This window comes from Streptomyces sp. NPDC001678 (genome assembly GCF_042892945.1).
Lineage (GTDB): Bacteria > Actinomycetota > Actinomycetes > Streptomycetales > Streptomycetaceae > Streptomyces.
The window spans coordinates 722896-745453 of record NZ_JBIAUP010000001.1 but is presented as its reverse complement, the minus strand read 5'-3'; the positions used below and the strand labels follow the sequence as shown (position 1 = coordinate 745453).

The 22558-nt window shown below is 72.4% G+C and carries 15 protein-coding genes and 1 pseudogene; 13 read left to right on the top strand and 3 right to left on the bottom strand.

Annotated elements, in window-relative coordinates; translation table 11 throughout:
* The first annotated feature begins 138 nt into the window (after window positions 1-138).
* From ACFYZR_RS03360 to ACFYZR_RS03330, 7 genes and pseudogenes are all read left to right on the top strand, one after another.
* Window positions 139-2124 carry a protease pro-enzyme activation domain-containing protein gene (locus ACFYZR_RS03360; protein ID WP_391904252.1) on the top strand — a complete coding sequence of 662 codons (1986 nt, stop codon included), beginning with the start codon at window positions 139-141 and terminating at the stop codon, window positions 2122-2124.
* A gap of 320 nt (window positions 2125-2444) precedes the next feature.
* The gene (leuS, locus tag ACFYZR_RS03355; RefSeq protein WP_391904249.1) at window positions 2445-5294 is read left to right on the top strand and encodes a leucine--tRNA ligase; all 2850 of its coding nucleotides are present in this window, start codon (window positions 2445-2447) and stop codon (window positions 5292-5294) included.
* Window positions 5295-5456: 162 nt separating this feature from the next.
* The gene (locus ACFYZR_RS03350; protein ID WP_391904246.1) at window positions 5457-6203 is read left to right on the top strand and encodes a hypothetical protein; all 747 of its coding nucleotides are present in this window, start codon (window positions 5457-5459) and stop codon (window positions 6201-6203) included.
* 86 nt (window positions 6204-6289) lie between these two features.
* Window positions 6290-7135, top strand: a complete 846-nt coding sequence (locus tag ACFYZR_RS03345) for a DegV family protein (protein ID WP_391904243.1) — start codon at window positions 6290-6292, stop codon at window positions 7133-7135.
* Between the two features lie 145 nt (window positions 7136-7280).
* Complete coding sequence (locus ACFYZR_RS03340; protein ID WP_391904240.1) at window positions 7281-8084, top strand: helix-hairpin-helix domain-containing protein; 804 nt, start codon at window positions 7281-7283, stop codon at window positions 8082-8084.
* 20 nt (window positions 8085-8104) lie between these two features.
* Window positions 8105-10621, top strand: a pseudogene (locus ACFYZR_RS03335) (ComEC/Rec2 family competence protein); the annotation flags it as partial.
* Between the two features lie 65 nt (window positions 10622-10686).
* On the top strand, window positions 10687-11523 hold the full coding sequence (locus ACFYZR_RS03330; RefSeq protein ID WP_391904237.1) for an arylamine N-acetyltransferase: 837 nt from the start codon (window positions 10687-10689) through the stop codon (window positions 11521-11523).
* A 109-nt stretch (window positions 11524-11632) separates the two neighbouring features.
* Here the strand turns inward: ACFYZR_RS03330 and ACFYZR_RS03325 are convergent, their stop codons facing one another.
* On the bottom strand, window positions 11633-11911 hold the full coding sequence (locus tag ACFYZR_RS03325) for a hypothetical protein (RefSeq protein WP_391904234.1): 279 nt from the start codon (window positions 11909-11911) through the stop codon (window positions 11633-11635).
* A gap of 72 nt (window positions 11912-11983) precedes the next feature.
* Between ACFYZR_RS03325 and holA the strand changes: the two genes are divergently transcribed.
* Window positions 11984-12970 carry a DNA polymerase III subunit delta gene (gene holA, locus ACFYZR_RS03320; protein ID WP_391904231.1) on the top strand — a complete coding sequence of 329 codons (987 nt, stop codon included), beginning with the start codon at window positions 11984-11986 and terminating at the stop codon, window positions 12968-12970.
* Between the two features lie 266 nt (window positions 12971-13236).
* On the opposite strand, the gene rpsT is transcribed toward holA, so the two are convergent.
* The gene (gene rpsT, locus ACFYZR_RS03315; protein ID WP_229352153.1) at window positions 13237-13503 is read right to left on the bottom strand and encodes a 30S ribosomal protein S20; all 267 of its coding nucleotides are present in this window, start codon (window positions 13501-13503) and stop codon (window positions 13237-13239) included.
* A gap of 234 nt (window positions 13504-13737) precedes the next feature.
* On the opposite strand from rpsT, the gene lepA reads away from it, so the two are divergent.
* From lepA to ACFYZR_RS03290, 5 genes are all read left to right on the top strand, one after another.
* Window positions 13738-15600: a translation elongation factor 4 gene (lepA, locus tag ACFYZR_RS03310; protein WP_391904227.1), complete on the top strand. Its 1863-nt coding sequence runs from the start codon at window positions 13738-13740 to the stop codon at window positions 15598-15600.
* A 255-nt stretch (window positions 15601-15855) separates the two neighbouring features.
* The gene (locus tag ACFYZR_RS03305; RefSeq protein WP_391904224.1) at window positions 15856-17745 is read left to right on the top strand and encodes an AMP-dependent synthetase/ligase; all 1890 of its coding nucleotides are present in this window, start codon (window positions 15856-15858) and stop codon (window positions 17743-17745) included.
* Window positions 17746-17874: 129 nt separating this feature from the next.
* Entirely contained in the window at window positions 17875-19734 is a 1860-nt protein-coding gene (locus ACFYZR_RS03300; protein ID WP_391904221.1) for a SpoIIE family protein phosphatase, read from the top strand.
* A gap of 54 nt (window positions 19735-19788) precedes the next feature.
* Window positions 19789-21021 carry a radical SAM family heme chaperone HemW gene (gene hemW, locus ACFYZR_RS03295; protein WP_391904218.1) on the top strand — a complete coding sequence of 411 codons (1233 nt, stop codon included), beginning with the start codon at window positions 19789-19791 and terminating at the stop codon, window positions 21019-21021.
* Window positions 21022-21124: 103 nt separating this feature from the next.
* Window positions 21125-21691 carry a Uma2 family endonuclease gene (locus ACFYZR_RS03290; RefSeq protein WP_391904215.1) on the top strand — a complete coding sequence of 189 codons (567 nt, stop codon included), beginning with the start codon at window positions 21125-21127 and terminating at the stop codon, window positions 21689-21691.
* On the opposite strand, the gene ACFYZR_RS03285 is transcribed toward ACFYZR_RS03290, so the two are convergent.
* Window positions 21688-22518 (bottom strand): DUF3097 domain-containing protein, encoded by an 831-nt coding sequence (locus ACFYZR_RS03285; protein ID WP_391904212.1) that lies wholly within the window; start codon window positions 22516-22518, stop codon window positions 21688-21690. The genes ACFYZR_RS03290 and ACFYZR_RS03285 overlap by 4 nt on opposite strands.
* Between the last annotated feature and the right edge of the window lie 40 nt (window positions 22519-22558).

Sequence of the window (22558 nt, the reverse complement as noted above, 5' to 3'; positions counted from 1 at the left end):
CAACAAACCACCCGTGCAGTGGATTTGATTGCGCGCCCGTGGCCTTCCTTTGGCCACTTCTTGGTGAACACATGTCCCCTGAGTGAACGGTTTATCGGTCAGAGTGTGGCCGACCATTCGCATCGCAGGGGGTTTTCCTTGACTTCACGTCGAAGCCGTTCCGGCAGCCGTTCCAGAACGCGCGCGGCCCTGTCCCTGACGGCGGCTCTGCCGCTGGTCGTCGGGGCGCTCGCGCTCGGTGTTCCGGCGGCCCACGCCGACTCCGGCCCGCACGACCGTCAGTCGCTGGCGGGCACCAAGCCGCTGTGGGCGACGCCCGGAGCCGACCGGGGTGCCGTTCCGGAGCAGAAGGCCGTCACCGCCCGCGTCTACCTGGCCGGTCGTGACGCCAAGGGCCTGGCCGCGTACGCGCGTGCCGTCTCGGACCCGAAGTCCGCCTCGTACGGCAAGTACTTGACGGCCCAGCAGGCGAAGGAACGTTTCGGCGCGACCAAGGACCAGATAGCCAAGGTCACCGGCTGGCTGAAGTCCTCCGGCCTGACGGTGACCGGCGTCAACGACCACTACGTCACCGTGAGCGGTGACGCCGCCGCCGCCGAGAAGGCGTTCGGCACCGAGCTCCACAACTACGTCAAGGACGGGAAGACCTACCACGCCCCGGCGCGGAACGCCTCCGTCCCGGCCGGCCTCGACGGCGCCGTCCTGACCGTCGTGGGCCTGAACAACGCCCCGCGCCTGAGCCACCACCGCGACACCCTGCCCGGCCCGAGCGCCGGCTTCCGCAACGCCGGCCCGTTCTCCACGTACTACGGATCGAACGTGAACACCGGCCTCCCCTCCGCGTACGGCGAGCACGCCCCGTACGCCATCAAGGGCTACACCGGAAAGCAGCTGCGCGCCGTCTACGGGGCGAAGAACTTCACCGGCAAGGGCGTGACGGTCGCCATCACCGACGCCTACGCCTCCCCGACGATCGCCGCCGACATCCAGCAGTACGCCAAGCGCAACGGCGACAAGGCCTACCGCCAGGGCCAGTACTCCCAGGTGCTGCCCGCCGCCTGGACGCACGCCGACCCCAAGGAGTGCGACGCGGCCGGCTGGTACGGCGAGGAGACCCTCGACGTCGAGGCCGTGCACGCCGTCGCCCCGGACGCGAACATCGTCTACGTCGCCGGTTCCTCCTGCCAGGACGACGACCTGATCGACTCCCTGCACAAGATCGTCGACAACCGGCTGGCCGACATCGTCTCCAACTCCTGGGGCGACGTCGAGGCCAATGAGTCCCCGGACGTGGCCGCCGCCTACGACCAGGTCTTCCAGAAGGGCGCCGTCGAGGGCATCGGCTTCTACTTCTCCTCCGGCGACGACGGCGACAACGTCGCCAAGCACGGCGTGAAGCAGGTCGACACGCCCGCCAACTCCCCGTGGGTCACCTCCGTGGGCGGCACCTCCCTGGCCGTCGGCAAGGGCGACAAGTACCTGTGGGAGACCGGCTGGGGCACCCACAAGGCCGCCCTGTCCAAGGACGGACTGACCTGGGAGGGCATGCCCGGCGCCTTCACCGGCGGCGCCGGCGGCGGCACCAGCAAGGTCTTCGAGCAGCCCTACTACCAGCGCGGCGTCGTCCCCGACACGCTGGCCAAGGCGAACGGCACCGACAAGCCGATGCGCGTCGGGCCCGACATCGCGGCCGTCGCCGACTCCACCACCGGCTTCCTCGTCGGCCAGACCCAGACCTTCCCCGACGGCTCGGTGAAGTACGACGAGTACCGCATCGGCGGCACCTCGCTGGCCGCGCCCGTGATCGCGGGCGTCCAGGCGCTGGCACAGCAGGCCCGGCACGGCGTCCCGATCGGCTTCGCCAACCCCGGCATCTACGACCGCTACGGCACCGCCGCCTACCACGACGTCACCGACCACCCGCTCGGCCAGGGCCGGAGCATCGGCGACGTCCGCGTCGACTTCGCCAACGGCGTCGACGCCAAGGGCGGCCTGCTCACCTCGCTGCGCACCCTGGGCGCCGACAGCTCACTCTCCGCGACCGTCGGCTACGACAACGTCACCGGCGTCGGCACCCCCGCCGACGGCTACGTGACCTCGTACGTCCCCCGTCAGCACAGCTGACCCGCCGCTGACCCGCCGAGCCGGTCACCACTGACCCGCCGAGCCCCCGGGGCTCGGGGCCCGGGGCCCGCACCACGCTTCGGTGCGGGCCCCGGGCCCCCTGGGGTAACCTGACCCCATGCGTGCCGTACGCCTTCTGCTTAGCGAGCCGCGCTGATCAAGCACCGGCAGGTGATCGCCGACCCTTCGGCGGTCCGGCCCGGCATCGGCGCGGCATCCCCTCCTGTGCGAGGGGTTTTTTCATTTGCGGCCCCGGCCCCTGTGGCTCCGGACCGCGAGCGGACAGGCGACAGACGACGATCGATGGAGCTTTGAGGACGATGAGCGAGACCCCCACCGCCGCCGAGGTGGCCGCCCCGCACCGCTACACGGCCGCGCTGGCCGCTGACATCGAGGCGCACTGGCAGGACTTCTGGGACGCGAACGGTACGTACGCCGCGCCCAACCCCAGCGGTGAGCTGGCCGGCGACGAGGCCGTCGTCGCCCGCCCCAAGAAGTTCATCATGGACATGTTCCCGTACCCCTCGGGCGCGGGCCTCCACGTCGGCCACCCCCTGGGCTACATCGCCACGGACGTCTACGCGCGCTACCACCGCATGACGGGCCACAACGTCCTCCACACCCTCGGCTTCGACGCCTTCGGCCTGCCCGCCGAGCAGTACGCCGTGCAGACCGGCACCCACCCCCGGGTGTCCACCGAGGCCAACATCGAGAACATGAAGGCCCAGCTGCGCCGGCTGGGCCTGGGCCACGACAAGCGCCGCTCGTTCGCGACGATCGAGCCGGAGTACTACAAGTGGACCCAGTGGATCTTCCTCCAGATCTTCAACTCCTGGTACGACACGGAGGCGAAGAAGGCCCGCCCGATCGCCGAGCTCGTCGCCGAGTTCGACAGCGGCCGGCGTGAGGTCCCCGGCGGCCGAGCCTGGAGCGAGCTGAGCCCCCTCGAGCGCGAGGACGTGCTGGGCGGCTACCGCCTGGCCTACGCCTCCGACGCCCCGGTGAACTGGTGCCCCGGCCTGGGCACCGTGCTCGCCAACGAGGAGGTCACCGCCGACGGCCGCTCCGAGCGCGGCAACTACCCCGTCTTCAAGTCCAAGCTGCGCCAGTGGAACATGCGGATCACCGCCTACGCGGACCGCCTGATCGACGACCTGGACGCCCTGGACTGGCCCGAGGCCATCAAACTCCAGCAGCGCAACTGGATCGGCCGCAGCGAGGGCGCGCGCGTCGACTTCCGGGTCGCCGGTGACGAGGACCGTAAGGTCACCGTCTTCACCACCCGCCCCGACACCCTCTTCGGCGCCACCTACATGGTGCTGGCCCCCGAGCACGACCTGATCGACACGATCGTGCCCGCCGAGTGGCCCGAGGGCACCAAGGACATCTGGACCGGTGGCGCGAGCACCCCGGCCGAGGCCGTCGCCGCCTACCGCAAGCAGGCGCAGTCCAAGACCGACGTCGAGCGGCAGACCGAGGGCAAGGACAAGACCGGCGTCTTCACCGGCGCGTACGCCCTCAACCCGCTGACCGGCGAGCGCGTCCCCGTCTTCGTCGCCGACTACGTCCTGATGGGCTACGGCACCGGCGCGATCATGGCCGTGCCCGGCCAGGACGAGCGCGACTGGGAGTTCGCCACCGTCTTCGAGCTGCCGATCGTCCGCACCGTCCAGCCGCCCGAGGGCTGGGAGGGCGAGGCCTTCACCGGCCAGGGCCCGGCGATCAACTCCGCCAACGCCGAGCTGAACCTCGACGGCATGCAGATCGACGAGGCCAAGCGCACCGTGATCGCCCACCTGGAGGCGCGCGGCATCGGCGAGGGCACCATCAACTTCCGGCTGCGCGACTGGCTCTTCAGCCGCCAGCGCTACTGGGGCGAGCCCTTCCCGATCGTCTACGACGAGAACGGCGTCGCCCACTCGCTGCCCGAGTCGATGCTCCCGCTGGAGCTGCCCGAGGTCGACGACTACACCCCGCGCACCTTCGACCCGGACGACGCCGACACCTCCCCGGAGACCCCGCTCTCCCGAAACGAGGACTGGGTCAACGTCGAGCTGGACCTGGGCGATGGGCCGAAGACGTACCGCCGCGAGACCAACACCATGCCCAACTGGGCCGGTTCCTGCTGGTACGAGCTGCGCTACCTGGACCCGCACAACGACGAGCAGCTGGTCTCCGCCGACGCCGAGCGGTACTGGATGGGCCCGCGCGAGGGCCAGCCGCACGGCGGCGTCGACCTGTACGTCGGCGGTGCCGAGCACGCCGTGCTGCACCTGCTGTACGCCCGCTTCTGGTCGAAGGTCCTCTTCGACCTGGGCCACATCTCCTCGGCCGAGCCGTTCCACAAGCTCTACAACCAGGGCATGATCCAGGCGTACGTCTACCGCGACGCGCGCGGCATCGCGGTGCCCGCCGCCGAGGTGGAGGAGAACGGCGGCGCGTTCTACTACGAGGGCGGCAAGGTCAGCCGGCTGCTCGGCAAGATGGGCAAGTCCCTGAAGAACGCCGTCACCCCGGACGAGATCTGCGTCGAGTACGGTGCAGACACCCTGCGCCTGTACGAGATGGCGATGGGCCCGCTGGACGTCTCCCGCCCGTGGGACACCCGCGCCGTCGTCGGCCAGTACCGGCTGCTCCAGCGCCTGTGGCGGAACGTCGTCGACGAGAACACCGGCGAGGTCACCGTCGTCGACGCCGAGGCCGACGAGGCGACGCTGCGCGCCCTGCACAAGGCGATCGACGGCATCGGCCAGGACATGGCGAACCTGCGCTTCAACACCGCCATCGCCAAGCTGACCGAGCTGAACAACCACGTCACCAAGCTGAGCGAGGTGCCGCGCACGGTCGCCGAGGGCCTGGTGCTGCTGATCGCGCCGCTGGCCCCGCACATCGCCGAGGAGCTGTGGCGCAAGCTCGGCCACGAGGGCTCGGTCGTCCACGCGGACTTCCCCGCCGCCGACCCGGCCTACCTGGTCGACGAGACCGTGACCTGTGTCGTCCAGATCAAGGGCAAGGTCAAGGCCCGCCTGGAGGTCGCCCCGTCGATCTCCGACGAGGAGCTGGAGAAGGTCGCGCTGGCCGACCCGGCGGTCGTCGCCGCGCTGGGCGGCGCGGGCATCCGCAAGGTCATCGTGCGGGCGCCGAAGCTGGTGAACATCGTCCCGGCGTAATGCGCCGCGTGACGCGCTAGGGGTTTGTCCCTACGGGCAGGTTGGGGGTTCCGAAGGAACCCGCGGCCTGCCCGTTGCGTTTACGGTGGAGAGGTGGCGGGGGCGGTCCCGCCGACGGGCCCTTCGGGGCTCGCCGAGTGTCCCGTTTGCTGAGGAGCGCGTATGGCAGCCGTGATCATCGCCCTGATCTGTGCGCTCGTGGTGGCGCTGGCGGTGATCGCCACGGTCAAGGCGGTCCGGGCCGTCAAGAACGGCGTCGACCAGGCGGTCACCCAGGCCCGCCGCACGGTCGAGGACACCCGGCTCAAGGCACGGCAGTACACCCAGACCGGCCCGGCGGGCGAGGTCGCCGAACTGCGCCTCTCGCTGCGGACGTCGATGCGCGCCACGCAGGAGGTGCTCCGGGCGGGCCTGAAGGACGACCCCTCCCTGACCGAGTCCCTGGCCCTCTTCGACCGTCTCTCGGCACACGGCCGCGAGGTCGACGACGATCTGCGCAAGCTGGAGTCCGAGCCCGACCGGGACCGTGTCACCGCCTGCCTGCCCGACCTGCGGGAGCGCACCAAGCAGATCACGCACTCCGCCGACTCGCTGCGCTTCGCCGCCCAGGACCGGGCCCGGCAGTTCGCCGGCGACGAACTGTCGCTGCTGAGCGAGCAGATCCGCATGGAGACGGGCGCGCTGCGCCACTGGGAGGCCGGCGCGGGCCCGGGCGCGGAGCCCAAGGCGGAGCCGGGGGCGGGCGCGGAGGCGAAGGGCTCGGAGGCGAAGGGCTCGGAGGAGGCGAAGGACTCGGCGTCGAAGGGCGCGAAGGCCAAGGCGGAGCGACCCGCGATCAGCGGCAGGGATGACTCCCGGCAGTGGGGGTACGGATGGGAAAAGGTCAAGCGTCCGGAAAGCCCCGCCTGAACGAAGCGGCTCTGACCAGCGGAAACGATCAGGCGGCCCGAGCCCCGCACTGCCGGGGCGGCGGCCCGGCGGGTAACCTCCGGGGCATGTCCCGCCATGTCGCGATCATCACTGATTCCACGGCCTATCTGCCCGCTCAGGCGATGGAGCGGCACGGCATCGTCGCCGTACCGCTGACGGTGGTCCTGGGCGACGAGGCGCTGGAGGAAGGCACCGAGATCTCGGCCCGGTCGGTCGCCCAGGCCCTTCAGAAACGCCGGCCGGTGACCACCTCGCGCCCCGCCCCCGAGGACTTCGCGGCCGCCTACCGCGCCGCCGCCGAGGCCGGCGCCGACGGCATCGTCTCCCTCCACCTCTCCTCCGAGTTCTCGGGCACCTACGACGCGGCGGTCCTGGCGGCGAAGGAGGCGCCGGTGCCGGTACGGGTCGTGGACACCGGCATGGTCGCGATGGCCCTCGGCTTCTGCGCCCTCGCCGCCGCGGACACCGCCGAGGCGGGCGGCACGCTCGACGAGGCGGTGGCCGCCGCCGAGAAGCGCGCGCAGGGCACGGCCGCCTACTTCTACGTCGACACCCTCGACTACCTCCGCCGCGGCGGGCGCATCGGCGCCGCCCAGGCGCTGCTCGGCTCGGCGCTCGCCGTCAAACCGCTGCTCCAGCTGGACGGCGGCCGTATCGAGCTGAGGGAGAAGGTCCGTACGGCCTCGAAGGCGATCGCCAGACTGGAGGAGATCGTCGTCGAGCGCGCGGGTGCCGCGCCCGTCGACGTCGCGGTGCATCACCTGGCCGCCCCGGAGCGGGCCGAGCTGCTCTCGGAGCGGCTGCGGGAGCGGGTGCCGGGGTTGGTGGATCTCCACGTCAGCGAGGTCGGTGCGGTCATCGGGGCCCACACGGGGCCGGGGCTGCTGGGCGTGGTGGTCTCGGCGAGGTGAGGAGGAGCGCCGCGCCTCTCCTGTGAGTGACGGGATTTTCCACAACCAGCCGGTTTTCCACAGGAATTGAGGCCTCCGGACAGGATCGAGTGGCGTCACCTAGCGTGACGACATGACTTCGTTCGCACCCTCTCCGACACGTAACGTGACAGCCCTCGATCTGGGTCTCGGCTCGCTGCGCGACCGCGCGGCGGCCGATCCCGGGGCCGTCGCCGCGCGCCCGCGAAGGCGGCCGGGCCCGCGCGGCGCGATGGCCGCGCTGGGGGACCGGCTGCCCATGTGGGTGCGGCTGCGGTGCGGCATCGCGCCGAGGACGCTCGCGGCGCTGACGGCCGTGCTGGTCGTGGCGGTCTCCCTCGGCGCGTACCACTTCTGGGCGGGGCGCCCACGGACGGTCCGGGTGCCCGCTCGTGAGGGGCCGGTCGCGGCGCCGCCGCCGACGGCCGTCCCGACGGTGCCCGGTCCGGGGCCGTCGGCCCGGAGTGTGGTGGTGGACGTGACGGGCAAGGTCCTGCGCCCCGGGGTCCAGCGGCTGCCGCCGGGCTCACGGGTCGAGGACGCGCTGGAGGCCGCCGGGGGAGCCCGCCCGGGAGCGGACACGACGGGGCTCAACCAGGCGCGGGTGCTGATGGACGGGGAGCTGATCGTCGTGGGCGCCCCCGCCCCGGGAGGCTCGGCGCCGGGGCCGGCTGCGGGGTCGGCGGCGGTAGGCGGGGCGGCAAGCGGTGCGAGCCCTCCGGGCGGCGGCGCGGGCGCCGGGCCCGTCAGCCTCAACTCCGCGACGCTCGAACAGCTCGACGCCCTCCCCGGAGTGGGCCGGGTCCTCGCCCAGCACATCCTCGACTACCGCACCCAGCACGGAGGCTTCCGCTCGGTCGCCGACCTCCGTCACGTCAACGGCATCGGAGCCCGCCGCTTCACGGACCTCAAGCCGCTGGTCCAGCCATGACGACGGCCACTGGTCCAGCTATGACGCGGGCCGCCGTCCCACGGGCCGCTGCCGTACAGGCCGCTGTCACCCGGGCCGCTGTCGCCGGTCCCGGCGGCGAGGGCCGTGCCCCGGCCGACCTGCGGCTGGTCGGCCCCGCGCTCGCTACATGGGCCGCTGCGGCGGTCGCCCTGACGGCGGAGGGTCGGACGGTCGCCATCGCCTGCGGGGCGGCGGTGCTCGTGTCCGGCGTGCTGCTGATGGCCGCTGCCCGCCGGGGGAGCCGTAGGGGCCTGGCAAGGGCGGCGGGGTCGGCGGGGCCGGCCGGAACGGCGGGGGCGGCGGGAGTCGCCGGCGCGGTGGTGGCCGTGCTGCTGTGTGCCGCCGCCGGGGCGGCCGTCGGGGCGCTGGCGGGGGCCGACACCCGGCGCGGGCCGGTGCCGGAGCTGGCGCGGCGCCACGCCGAGGCGACCATCGAGGCGACGGTGACCGGGGACCCGAAAGCCACCCGGCCACGGGTGCGGGGCTCGGTGCGGGCCGCGCCCGCCGTCGTGGTGGAGGCCGAGGCGAGCCGGGTGACCACCACACGCGGGGTGACGACAGCGGTCCGCACCCCCGTACTGCTGATGGCCCATCAGTCGTGGCTCGGGCTGCTGCCCTCCACCAGGCTCAGGGTGGAAGGCCGGCTCATGCCGCCCTCCCGGCCCGGCGACCGTGTAGCGGCCGTCGTCCGGGTCGGTGACAGCGGCCCGCCCCAGGTCGTCGCCGGGCCGTCCGTGGCGCAGCGGGTGGCGGGGAGGCTGCGTGCCGGGCTGCGCGAGGCGACCGACGGGCTGGCGCCGGACGCCCGGGCATTGCTGCCCGGCCTGGTCGTCGGGGACACCTCACGCGTCCCCTCCGACCTCGAAGAGGCCTTCCGGACAACGGATCTGACGCACCTTCTGGCCGTGTCCGGGGGAAACCTCGCGGTACTGCTGGCCGTGCTCATCGGACCGCCGTATCTCGCCTCGCGCGCCGAGCGCCGGGGGCTCGCGGCCCGGCTGGGGATCCCGCTGCGGCTGACGGCGGTGCTGGGCGGCGGGCTGGCGCTCGGTTTCGTGGTGGTGTGCCGCCCCGAGCCGAGCGTGCTGCGGGCCGCCGTGTGCGGGCTGATCACCTTGCTGGCCATCGGTACGGGCCGCTCCCGCAGTCTGATCCCCGCGTTGGCGGGCGCAGTGCTCCTGCTGGTCCTCTACGACCCGTGGCTGGCGCGGGGCTACGGCTTTCTGCTCTCGGTGCTGGCCACCGGCGCCCTGCTGACCCTCGCCCCACGCTGGGCGGCGGCCCTGCGACGGCGGGGGATGCCGCCCCGGGTCGCGGAGGCCCTCGCGGCGGCGGGGTCGGCGCAGGCCGTGTGCGCGCCGGTGATCGCCGTGCTGGCGGCGCGGGTGAGCCTGGTGGCGGTGCCGTGCAATCTGCTCGCCGAGCCGGCGGTCGCCCCCGCCACGGTCCTCGGGTTCGCCGCGCTCGCCGCCGCCCCGCTCGCGCCGCCGCTCGCCGAGGGCCTCGCCTGGCTGGCGGGCTGGCCGACGCGGTGGACGGCGGCCGTCGCCCGCACCGGGGCGGGGCTGCCCGGGGCCGAGCTGGCCTGGCCCGGTGGCTGGGCCGGCGGGCTGTGGCTGGCGGCGGCGACAGCGGTCGTCCTCCTGATCGCCGGGCGGGTGCTGCGCAGCCCGTGGGCCTGCGGGGCGTGCGCGTTGCTCCTGCTGCTCGCCGTGGTCCGTCCGGCGCCCCTGACGAGGGGCCTCACCGGATGGCCGCCGCCGGGCTGGCGGATGGTGGCGTGCGACGTGGGCCAGGGGGACGCCCTCGTGCTCGCGACCGGCCCGCACAGCGCGGTGCTCGTCGACGCCGGACCCGAGCCGAAGGCCGTCGACCGCTGCCTGCGGCGGCTGGGCGTCGACGAGGTGCCGTTGCTGTTGCTGAGTCACTTCCACGCCGACCACGTCGACGGCCTGCCGGGGGTGCTGCGCGGCCGTGCGGTGGGGGCGATCGAGACGACGCCGTACGCCCAGCCGCCCGGCCGGGCGGCGTTCGTCCGGCGGGAGGCCGGCCGGGCGGGTGTGCCCGTTGTGGAGGCGGTGCCGGGGGAGCGGCGGAGCGTGGGCGGCGTGTCGTGGGAGGTGCTGTGGCCGCCGCCCGCCGGGACGTCCGCCGTGGCGGAGGACGGACCCAATGACGCCAGCGTCGTCCTCCTCGTCCGTACGGGCGGGCTCACCCTCCTGCTGCTCGGGGACCTCGAACCGCCCGCCCAGCAGGAGCTGTGGGAGACGCGTCCAGGGCTTCCGCCGGTGGACGTCCTCAAGGTCGCCCATCACGGTTCCGCTCATCAGGACCCCCGGCTGACGCGTGGGCTCCGCCCCCGGCTGGCGGTGATCTCCGTGGGTGCCGGCAACCCCTACGGCCATCCGGCCGCCCGCACGATCGGCGCGCTGCGGGAGCAGGGGGCGGCGGTCCTGCGCACCGACACCGACGGCCCGGTGGCCGTCACGGGCGGGCCCGGCGGGCCGGTCGCCGTCACGGGGAGAAGGAGGCGGCGACGCCCGGTACGACGACGCCCGAGACGATCCAGGACCGTGGACGGATGCCGTGCCCTCCCCGCCCGGGGGATAAAGGAATCATGCACGCAGCGAACATCGACGCCTATCTCCGTCACATCGACGCCACCCGCCCGGCCGCCCCCACCGTGGAGGCGCTACGGGACCTTCAGTTCCGCCATCTCGTGGCGGTGCCCTTCGAGAACCTCTCGATCCACCTCGGTGAGGAGATCGTGCTGGAGGGCGGGGCCCTGGTGGACAAGGTGGTGCGCAGGAGGAGGGGAGGCTACTGCTACGAGATCAACGGCGCGTTCGCGGAGCTGCTGACGGCGCTCGGCTATCGGGTGACGCTGCTGGCGGCCCGGGTGATGGGGCCGGACGGGAAGTTCGGGATCCCCTTCGACCACTTGGCCCTGCTGGTCGGGGCCGAAGGCGGGCAGGGCCGGGAGTGGCTGGTGGACGTCGGCTTCGGCCGGAACAGTCATCACCCGCTGAGCTTCACCGAGCGCGGGGACCAGCTGGATCCGGGAGGGGTGTTCCGGATAGCCGAGACGGAGGAGGGGGACCTGGACGTCAGCAAGGACGGTGCGGTGCAGTACCGCCTGGAGCGGCGCCCCCGGGCGCTGGCCGACTTCGAGGCCGGCAACTGGTGGCACCGGACCTCGCCGCTGTCGCCGTTCGGGCAGTCGGTGCTCTGCTCACGGCTCACCGAGGACGGCGGGCGGGTCACCATCAGCGGCCGCACGCTCGTGACGACGACGGACGCCGGCGGGCGCGCGGAACGGACGCTGGCGCAAGAGGAGATGGCGGCCGCCTACCGGGAGCACTTCGGCCTGGAGCTGGAGCGGATCCCCGAGGTGCGGGGCACGGGCCAGGGGAGCTGATCCCCACCCGGCCGATCTCCACCCGGCCGCCGCACCGGCCGCCGCACCGGCCGCCGCACCGGCCGCCACATCGGCCGCGGAGCCGCCTCGGGGGCACGGGGCCGGGGTGTCACTCCACCTCGGTCCAGCCGTCGTACTCCTCGGCGAGCTCGCGCAGCGCGGCGCGGTCGAGCGCGCCGTCGGGGTCGTCGATGACGACCAGCCACTGGGCGTCCTCGGCGTCGTCCTCACCGGCGAGCGCCTCGCGGACGATCTCGGGGTCGTCGTCGAGGACGAACCGTCGGCCCGCCTCCTCGGCCGCCTCCTCGGCGGCGTCGCGGTCGGGCAGCACCAGCAGGTGCCGTACAGGGTCGGAAGACTGTGCAGAGAAGGGAGAAGCGCTGGTCACCCGCTTATTGTGCGGTATGCCTCCGGCGGCTTTCGGAGGGGCCTGTCACTGGCGCATGGGATGCTGGTCACGATGGCCAGGAAGACTGCAACCGACGACCTGCTCGCGCCCGTGACGATCGCCGTGGGCCAGGAGGATCTCCTCCTCGACCGCGCCGTTCAGGAGGTGGTGGCGGCCGCCCGCGCGGCCGACGCGGACACCGACGTCCGGGATCTCACCCCCGACGCGCTCCAGCCCGGCACGCTGGCCGAGCTGACCAGCCCGTCGCTCTTCGCCGAGCGCAAAGTCGTGATCGTCCGCAATGCTCAGGACCTCTCCGCGGACACGATCAAGGACGTGAAGGGCTACCTCGGCGCGCCCGCCGAGGAGATCACCCTTGTGCTGCTCCACGCGGGCGGTGCCAAGGGCAAGGGGCTGCTGGACGCCGCCCGCAAGGCGGGGGCCCGTGAGGTCGCCTGCCCGAAGATGACGAAGCCGGCGGACCGGCTCGCGTTCGTCCGCGGGGAGTTCCGCGCGACGGGCCGCTCCGCGACGCCGGAGGCCTGTCAGGCCCTGGTCGACGCGATCGGCAGCGATCTGCGCGAGCTGGCGAGCGCCTGCGCCCAGCTCGTCGCGGACATCGAGGGCGTCATCGACGAGTCCGTCGTCTCGCGCTACTACACGGGCCGCGCGGAGGCCTCCAGCTTCACCGTCGCCGACCGTGCCGTGGAGGGCCGGGCGGCCGAGGCCCTGGAGGCCCTGCGCTGGGCGATCTCCACGGGTGTCGCCCCCGTGCTGATCACCAGCGCCCTGGCGCAGGGCGTCCGATCGATCGGCAAGCTCGCCTCCGCGCCGCGTGGCGCCCGCCCCGGGGATCTCGCCCGGGAGCTGGGCATGCCGCCGTGGAAGATCGACCGGGTGCGTCAGCAGATGCGCGGCTGGTCCGCGGACGGGGTGGCGGCCGCCCTCACCGCGATCGCCGAGGCCGATGCCGGCGTCAAGGGCGGCGGCGACGACCCCGAGTACGCCCTGGAGAAGGCGGTGGTGGCGGTGGCCCGAGCTGCCCGCAGCCGCACGTAGACCCCCACAGCCGTACGTAGACCCCCACAGCCCGCACATGGACCCGCTTCAGGCCGGCGGCGCGGCCCCGGAAATGCCCGGAGGCCCGTCTCCGCCCTGGGGAAGGGGGGAGACGGGCCTCCGGGATCGTTCAGGCGAGCCCAAAGGGCTCATGCCGCACCCGCGTGGCGAACGACCGAGCGCGGCGGGGTGCCGGGAACGGAGCGGTAGAGGGGCCGCTGGATCCGAAACCGGCGAAGGACCGGGGCTCACGCCCCGGAGAGGCTTCAGCCCTGGAGGGCGGCAACCTGCTTGGCCAGCGCCGACTTCTTGTTGGCAGCGGCGTTCTTGTGCAGGACACCCTTGCTGGCGGCCTTGTCGAGCTTCTTGCCGGCGAAGGCGACGGCGGCGGTGGCCTTCTCGGCGTCACCGGCGACGATGGCCTCGCGGGCCGCACGGACAGCGGTCTTGACCGAGGACTTGACGGCCTTGTTACGCAGGCGCGCCTTCTCGTTGGTCTTGTTCCGCTTCATCTGGGACTTGATGTTCGCCACGAAAAGAGCCTTTTCAGGTTCGTTGGATTTCGATAAGTGCATGATCCCGCGACCGGTGGCCATGGGATCCCGTCGCGTGAGAGGCACGACAGGCACAGTGCACCAGGCTACCAGCAGCCACTCGGCCGTCCCAAACCGGACCGTACCCGCCGCTCATGGGACCATGGTGGGGTCGTATACCCGACTCCCGCCGAGACTGGCGCCTCCGCGCCGAAGTCACCGAATGGATCCTGCGTGCCCGCCACCCCTACCAACGTGCCCGAGCCGAGCCGTACCGACCCGGCTCTGATCCGTAACTTCTGCATCATCGCGCACATCGACCACGGCAAGTCGACGCTCGCCGACCGGATGCTCCAGCTGACCGGCGTGGTCGACCAGCGGCAGATGCGCGCGCAGTACCTCGACCGGATGGACATCGAGCGCGAGCGCGGCATCACGATCAAGTCCCAGGCGGTCCGGCTGCCCTGGGCGCCCACCGAGGACAAGGGCAACACCCACATCCTCAACATGATCGACACGCCGGGCCACGTGGACTTCACCTATGAGGTCTCGCGCTCCCTGGCCGCGTGCGAGGGCTGCATCCTCCTCGTGGACGCCGCCCAGGGCATCGAGGCCCAGACCCTCGCCAACCTCTACCTGGCGATGGAGAACGACCTCACGATCATCCCGGTCCTCAACAAGATCGACCTGCCGGCCGCCCAGCCGGAGAAGTTCGCCGCCGAGCTGGCGAACCTCGTCGGCTGCGAGCCCGAGGACGTGCTGCGGGTCTCCGCGAAGACCGGTGTCGGCGTCGACGAGCTGCTCGACAAGGTCGTCGCCCAGGTCCCGGCCCCGGTCGGCGTCAAGGACGCCCCGGCCCGCGCCATGATCTTCGACTCGGTCTACGACTCCTACCGCGGCGTGGTCACCTACGTCCGTGTCGTTGACGGTGAGCTCAAGAAGCGCGAGCGCATCAAGATGATGTCGACCGGCGCCACCCACGAGCTGCTGGAGATCGGTGTCTCCTCGCCCGAGATGACGCCCGCCGACGGCCTCGGCGTCGGCGAGGTGGGCTACATCATCACCGGTGTGAAGGACGTGCGGCAGTCCAAGGTCGGTGACACGATCACCTCCCAGCAGAACGGCGCCACCGAGGCGCTGGGCGGCTACAAGGACCCCAAGCCGATGGTGTTCTCGGGCCTGTACCCGCTGGACGGCTCGGACTACCCGGAGCTGCGCGAGGCCCTCGACAAGCTCCAGCTCAACGACGCCGCGCTCGTCTACGAGCCGGAGACCTCCGCCGCCCTCGGCTTCGGCTTCCGCGTCGGCTTCCTCGGCCTGCTCCACCTGGACGTGGTCCGCGAGCGGCTGGAGCGCGAGTTCGGCCTCGACCTCATCGCCACCGCGCCCAACGTGGTCTACAACGTGCGGATGGAGGACGGCGCCGAGCACGTCGTCACCAACCCGAGCGAGTTCCCCGAGGGCAAGATCGCCGAGGTCCACGAGCCGGTCGTCAAGGCGACCGTCCTCGCGCCCACCGAGTTCGTCGGCGCGATCATGGAGCTCTGCCAGTCCCGCCGCGGCACGATGCTGGGCATGGACTACCTCTCCGAGGACCGGGTCGAGCTGCGCTACACCCTGCCCCTCGCGGAGATCGTCTTCGACTTCTTCGACCAGCTGAAGTCCAAGACCCGCGGCTACGCCTCCCTGGACTACGAGCCCACCGGTGAGCAGACCGCCGACCTGGTCAAGGTCGACATCCTGCTCCACGGCGACAAGGTCGACGCCTTCTCCGCGATCACCCACAAGGACAAGGCGTACGCGTACGGCGTCCGCCTCGTCGCCAAGCTGCGCGAGCTCATCCCCCGGCAGAACTTCGAGGTGCCGATCCAGGCCGCCATCGGCTCGCGGGTCATCGCCCGTGAGACCGTGCGCGCCATCCGCAAGGACGTCCTCGCCAAGTGCTACGGCGGTGACATCTCCCGTAAGCGGAAGCTGCTGGAGAAGCAGAAGGAAGGCAAGAAGCGCATGAAGATGGTCGGCAGCGTGGAGGTTCCCCAGGAGGCCTTCATCGCGGTGCTGTCCAGCGACGAGAGCGGCGAGAAGGGCAAGAAGTAGCCCCCACGCGCCCACGGCGCGAGCGCACGACGTGCCCCGACCGGTCCCGGTCGGGGCACGTCGTCGTTTGTGGAGTTCGGTGATTCCGGTGGTCTCCGGCGGCTCAAACCGTGTGTCCTCGCACTCTTACGCGAGGAGCCCTTCCGCTCTAGTCTGATCACTGCTCGCGGAGGTTACTCACCGGTCACCAGCGCGGGTCACCAGGGTGAAACCTACGAAAGCAGTCCAGCGACGAAGCGGGCTCCGGAGGATGCCGTGACCGAGACACAGGCTCTGATCGAGAACAGGCCGCCCTCCGTGGCAACGCTCTTCCTCGAACGGGTCGAGGCCACACCGGACGCGGAGGCCTACCGCCACCCCGTGCCGTCCCCCTCCGGCGAGGGCCCCGACGCCTGGGCCTCGCTCACCTGGCGGCAGGCCGCCGACCGCGTCTTCGCCATCGCGGCCGGCCTGATCGACCTCGGCGTCCTCCCCCAGGAACGCGTCGCCCTCGCCTGCTCCACCCGGGTGGACTGGATCCTCGCCGACCTCGGCATCATGTGCGCGGGCACCGCCACCACCCCCGTCTACCCCAGCACCAACGCCGACGAGACCGCCTTCATGCTCTCCGACGCCGACTGCCGGATCCTGATCGCCGAGGACGCCGCCCAGCTCGCCAAGGCCCGGCTGCGCCGCGCCGAACTGCCCGGCCTCGCCCACGTCGTCGTCATCGAGGAGGCCGACGCCGTCCCCGCCGAGGGCGACCCGGAGGGCTGGGTGCTCTCCCTCGCCGACCTGGAGAAGCGCGGCACCGCCCACCTGGAGCGCCACCCCGAGGTCGTCAAGGACCGGATCGCCGCCCTGCGCCCGGAGCAGCTCGCCACCCTCATCTACACCTCCGGCACCACCGGCCGCCCCAAGGGCGTACGGCTGCGCCACGACGCCTGGTCGTACATGTCCCGCGCGATCCAGGCCACCGAGCTCGTCCGCCCCGACGACGTGCAGTACCTGTGGCTGCCGCTCGCCCACGTCTTCGGCAAGGTGCTCACCGCCGGGCACATCAGCGTCGGGCACATCACCGCCGTGGACGGCCGGGTCGACAAGATCATCGAGAATCTGCCCGTCGTCCGGCCCACCTATATGGCCGCCGTCCCCCGGATCTTCGAGAAGGTCTACAACGGGGTCGCGGCCAAGGCCCGTGAGGGCGGCGGCGCCAAGTACAAGATCTTCCGCTGGGCGGCCGAGGTCGCCCGCGAGTACGCCAAGGTCTCCCAGGACAACTACCGCCGCACCGGCAGCAAGGCCGTCCCCTTCGGGCTCACCGCCAAGCACCGGGTCGCCGACGCCCTCGTCTACGCCAAGATCCGCGACGCCTTCGGCGGCCGGCTGCGCGCCTGTGTCTCCGGCGCCTCCGCCCTCGCCCCCGACATCGGCTACTTCTTCGCCGGCGCCGGCATCCACATCCTGGAGGGCTACGGCCTGACCGAGACCAGCGCCGCCAACCTCGTCAACCCCGGCGAGGCCTACCGCACCGGCACGGTCGGCAAGCCCCTGCCCGGCACGGAGGTGCGCATCGCCGACGACGGCGAGATCCTGCTGCGCAGCCCCGGCGTGATGGAGGGCTACCACGGCCAGCCCGAGAAGACCGGCGAGGTCCTGGAGCCCGACGGCTGGTTCCACACCGGGGACATCGGCGAGCTCTCCCCGGACGGCTATCTGCGGATCACCGACCGGAAGAAGGACCTGATCAAGACATCGGGCGGCAAGTACATCGCCCCCGCCGAGATCGAGGGCCGCTTCAAGGCGGTGTGCCCCTACGTCTCCAACATCCTGGTGCACGGCGCCGACCGCAATTACTGCACCGCCCTCATCGCCCTGGACGGCCCGGCCCTGCTGGCCTGGGCCAAGGAGCAGGGCATGGAGGACCGCTCGTACGCGCAGGTGGTCGCCGCCGAGGAGACCGAGAAGCTCATCGGCGGCTATGTGCGGGAGCTCAACGAGGGGCTCCAGCGCTGGCAGACGATCAAGAAGTTCCGGCTGCTGCCCCGCGACCTCGACATCGAGCACGGCGAGCTGACCCCCAGCCTCAAGCTCAAGCGGCCGGTCGTCGAGCGCACGTACAAGGACCTGATCGAGGAGATGTACGCGGGCGCCAGGGAGAACTGACAGGCAGGAGCGAGGGGGAGACCCGAGCGGGGGCCGTGCGGCCGGGGTACTCCCATAGCGGTCACTTGCTCAACTCGGCGCACCTGAACACCGACAGTCTGTCAGTCTGTCGGTGGTGAAATCCGCACTATGCCGTATGCGGTCAGGAGCTCCACTGTGAGGACATCACCGAAGCCCCGGACGGACGGGCCGGTTCCGCGCACCCCGGCTCGTAGTCCCGACCCGCCGTCGTCCGGGCCGCCGTCGTCCGGGCCGCCCACGGCCCGTACCAGCCTGCCCGGCGACGCCCGCGCGCCCTCCGCCGCCCGGCGGTTCGTCCGCGGCGTGCTCGCCGGGTGGAACGCCCACGCCGTGGTCACCGACGACGCCACGCTGCTGGTCAGCGAGCTGGTGACCAACGCCGTGGTGCACGCCGGCACCTCGGTCGACCTCGAGTGCCGGCTCGACCCCGAGCGCGGCGGCAGCCTCGTCGTGGAGGTCACCGACCACCACCCCACCCGGGAGTTCCGCGCCCGCCCCCGCCAGGGCTGCGGGGACCGCGCCGACGGGCCCGCCCACAGCGGCCAGGGCCTGCGGCTCGTCGCCGAACTGGCCGAGACCTGGGGCACCGCCTACCGCCGCACCGACAAGACTGTCTGGTTCCACCTCCCCACCAGCCCAAGGGACCCCACGGGTCCCGCGTACGCCGTCGACCAGACCCTCCTCGGCGACCTCCGGGTCGCCGAGATCCTCGCCCCCGGCACCCCCTGCGAACCACCCGTCCGCGGCGACAGCGGCCCCCACCGCGCCCTGTCCTTCCTCGCCGAGGCCTCCGAACTGCTCTCCGGCCAGTTCGACGAGGACACCGTCGCCTCCCTCGCCACCCAGCTCGCCGTCCCCCGCCTCGCCGACTGGTGCGCCGTCTGGCTCGACGCCGAGCCCACCCCCGGCGGCCTCCGCCCCGCCCCGCGCCTCTCCCGCGTCTGGCACGCCCGCGAGAGCTGCGTCGAACCCCTCCGGACCGCCCTCCAGCGCACCCCGCCCGCCCTCGCCGCCGGCGGCCGCGCCGAACCCTGGCCGCACACCTACGGCCCCGCCGGGGGCTCGGCCCTGGCCTGCCGGCTGGTCGCGGGCGGCCGGGGCGTCGGCACCCTCCTGCTCGGCCGCTCCGGGCCCACTGCCCTGAGCGGCGACGTCGTGTCCCTCACCGAGGACTTCGCCCGCCGCCTCGCCCTGTCCCTCGCCTCCGCCCGCAAATACACCCGCCAGGCCACCATCAGCCACATCCTCCAGCGCGGGCTGCTCCCGCGCCGCGTCGCCGAGATCCCCGGCATCGACAAGGCCGTCGTCTACGAACCCCGCGGCGACACGGCCGCCGGCGGCGACTTCTACGACGTCTTCGCGGCCGGCCGCGGCCGCTGGTGCTTCGCCCTCGGCGACGTCTGCGGCAGCGGCCCCGAGGCCGCCGTGACCACCGGCCTCGTCCGCCCCTGGCTGCGGCTTCTCGGCAAGGAGGGGTACGGCGTCGGCGACGTCCTCACCCGGCTCAACCGGATGCTCGGCGAGGAGGCGGCCGAAGCGGAGACCGCCGCCACGGGGCCGCGCTTCCTGTCCCTCCTCTACGGCGAGCTCGCGCCCCACCGCGAGGGAGTCCGCTGCACCCTCGCCAGCGCCGGCCACCCGCTGCCGCTGCTCCTGCGCCCCGACGGGTCGGTGCGCAGCGTGGCGGCGCCGCAGATGCTCCTGGGCGTCGTCGACGACGTCGGCTACGGCAGCCAGACCTTCGACCTGGCGCACGGCGACACCCTGCTGTGCGTCACCGACGGCGTCACCGAGCGCAAGGCCGGCAACCGCCTCTTCGACGACGGCGACGGCCTCGCCGCCGCCCTCGCGGGCTGCGCGGGCCTCACGGCCGAGGGCGTCGCCGGGCGCATCCGCCACGCCGTCCACGGCTTCGCGCCGACCCCGCCGGACGACGATCTGGCGTTGCTGGTGCTCAGGGCGGAATGACCATCGGAACGATCAAGGGATGGGAACGGCGCGGCATGCCGGACAATGGACGGTATGCCTTCCGTACTGCCCGATGGTGAGCCCATGCCCGAGGACGGGGCACTGCCCCGCCACGCCCTCGACGGCTCCGGGCAGCGGCCCCTCGGCTTCTACCTCCACGTCCCGTACTGCGCCACCCGCTGCGGCTACTGCGACTTCAACACCTACACCGCGAACGAGCTGCGCGGCTCCGGCGGCGCCCTCGCCTCCCGTGACAACTACGCGGAGACGGTCGCCGAGGAGATCCGGCTGGCCCGCAAGGTGCTCGGCGACGACCCCCGCCCGGTCGAGACGGTCTTCGTCGGCGGCGGCACCCCGACCCTGCTCCCGGCCGCCGACCTGGGCCGGATGCTCGCCGCCATCCGCGACGAGTTCGGGCTGGCGCCCGGCGCCGAGGTCACCACGGAGGCCAACCCCGAGTCCGTCGACCCCCGCTATCTGGAGGAGCTGCGGGCCGCCGGCTTCAACCGCGTCTCCTTCGGCATGCAGAGCGCCCGGCAGCACGTCCTGAAGATCCTCGACCGTACGCATACCCCGGGCCGCCCGGAGGCCTGTGTGGCCGAGGCACGCGCGGCGGGCTTCGAGCACGTCAACCTCGACCTGATCTACGGCACGCCGGGGGAGAGCGACGACGACTGGCGCGCCTCCCTGGACGCGGTCATCGGCGCGGGCCCCGACCACGTCTCGGCCTACGCCCTGATCGTCGAGGAGGGCACGCAGCTCGCCCGCCGCATCCGGCGCGGTGAGGTCCCCATGACCGATGACGACGTCCACGCCGACCGCTATCTGATCGCCGAGGAGGCGCTCTCGGCGGCGGGATTCTCCTGGTACGAGGTCTCGAACTGGGCGACGGACGAGGCGGGCCGCTGCCGCCACAACGAGCTCTACTGGCGCGGCGCGGACTGGTGGGGCGCGGGCCCCGGCGCGCACTCCCATGTGGGGGGCGTGCGGTGGTGGAACGTCAAGCACCCCGGCGCGTATGCGCAGGCGCTGGCCGAGGGGAGGTCGCCGGGGGCGGGCCGGGAGCTCCTCTCCGAGGAGGACCGGCGGGTCGAGCGGATCCTGCTGGAGCTGCGGCTGGAGGAGGGGTGCCCGCTGTCACTCCTGCGCCCTGCCGGCGCGGCGGCGGCCGCGCGGGCGCTCGCGGACGGGCTGCTGCGGCCTGCCGCCTATGAGCAGGGCCGGGCGGCCCTGACGCTGCGGGGGCGGCTGCTGGCGGACGCGGTGGTCCGAGACCTGGTGGACTGATTACCTGTTCGGGTGAACTGATGCGCAAGAGCTTGGTGCCTGCCTACCCTCACTCCATAGGCTGCCGCTAGAACGCATGCGGCAGATGTGGAGGACCACGGAGATGACCGCTGTGGACGAGCGACTGATCGAACTCATCGACGAGCACCCCGAGGTGTTCGAGCGCTACAAGATCGAGCTTCTCCGGGGGGAAATCGTGATGATGGCGGGGCCCGACATGGTCCACAACATGATCGTCCTGTCGGTCCTGAAGCAGATTCCCGATGATCGTTGGTGGCCGCTCCAGACCCAGGACATCGCCATCCCGGGCGAGGACAGCGAGCCGCAGCCGGACCTGCTGGTGATGGAGCAGGGCGCGTTCGAGGGCCCCGGGCGGCTGGTTCCCGCCGCAGCCGCCACGCTGCTCCTCGAAGTCGTCTCGAAGACCAGCGCCCTGCGGGACTACAAGACCAAGCGCTCGGTCTACGCGGCTGGGCAGGTGCCCGCTTACCTGATCGTCGACCCCTTCGCCGCCAAGTGCGTCCTGCTCACGGAGCCGGTCGGCGCGGGTGAAGGGGCCGATTACGCGGTGGAGCGAACCACCAAGTTCGGCGACCCGGTGCCTCTCGACATGCTGGGCGTCACGCTGGACACGTCGGGATTCAGGACCCTCCCCGGCACCCCCCGCTAACCCCCCACCGTCACGAAGTCGATCAGCTCCTCCACCCGCCCCAGGAGCGCCGGCTCCAGGTCCTTGTAGCTCCGCACGCCGGAAAGGATCCGCTGCCACGCCGCCCCCGTGTTCGCCGGCCACCCCAGCGCCCGGCACACCCCCGTCTTCCAGTCCTCCCCCCGCGGCACGGACGGCCACCCCGGGATGCCCACCGACGCGGGCTTCACCGCCTCCCAGACGTCCACGTACGGGTGACCCACGACCAGCACGTGCTCGTACGCGCCCGTCACCTCCGCCGCGATCCGTGACTCCTTCGAGCCCGGCACCAGGTGGTCGACCAGGACGCCGAGCCGGGCGTCCGGGCCGGGGGCGAAGGAGCGGACGATCGACGGGAGGTCGTCGACGCCCTCCAGGTACTCGACGACCACGCCCTCGATGCGCAGGTCGTCGCCCCACACCCGCTCCACGAGCTCCGCGTCGTGCCGGCCCTCGACGTAGATGCGGCCCGCGCGGGCGACCCGGGCGCGGGCGCCGGGGACGGCGAGGGAGCCGGAGGCGGTACGGGCCGGGGAGGCCGCGGGAGCCGCCACCGGGCGGACGAGGGTGACGACGCGGCCGTCCAGCAGGAACCCGCGCGGCTCCATCGGGAACACCCGGCACTTGCCGAAGCGGTCCTCCAGCGTCACCGTCGGCCCCTGGGCCGTCTTCTCGCAGCGGATCACCGCCCCGCAGAAACCGGTCGTGACCTCCTCGACCACGAGATCCGGATCGGCCGGGACCTCGGGCACGGGGGCGGACCGCTTCCACGGCGGAGTGAGATCAGGGCTGTACCGCTTGCTCCACATGCGGGCCATTCTGGTTCAAGATCCACACCACGGAGATCCG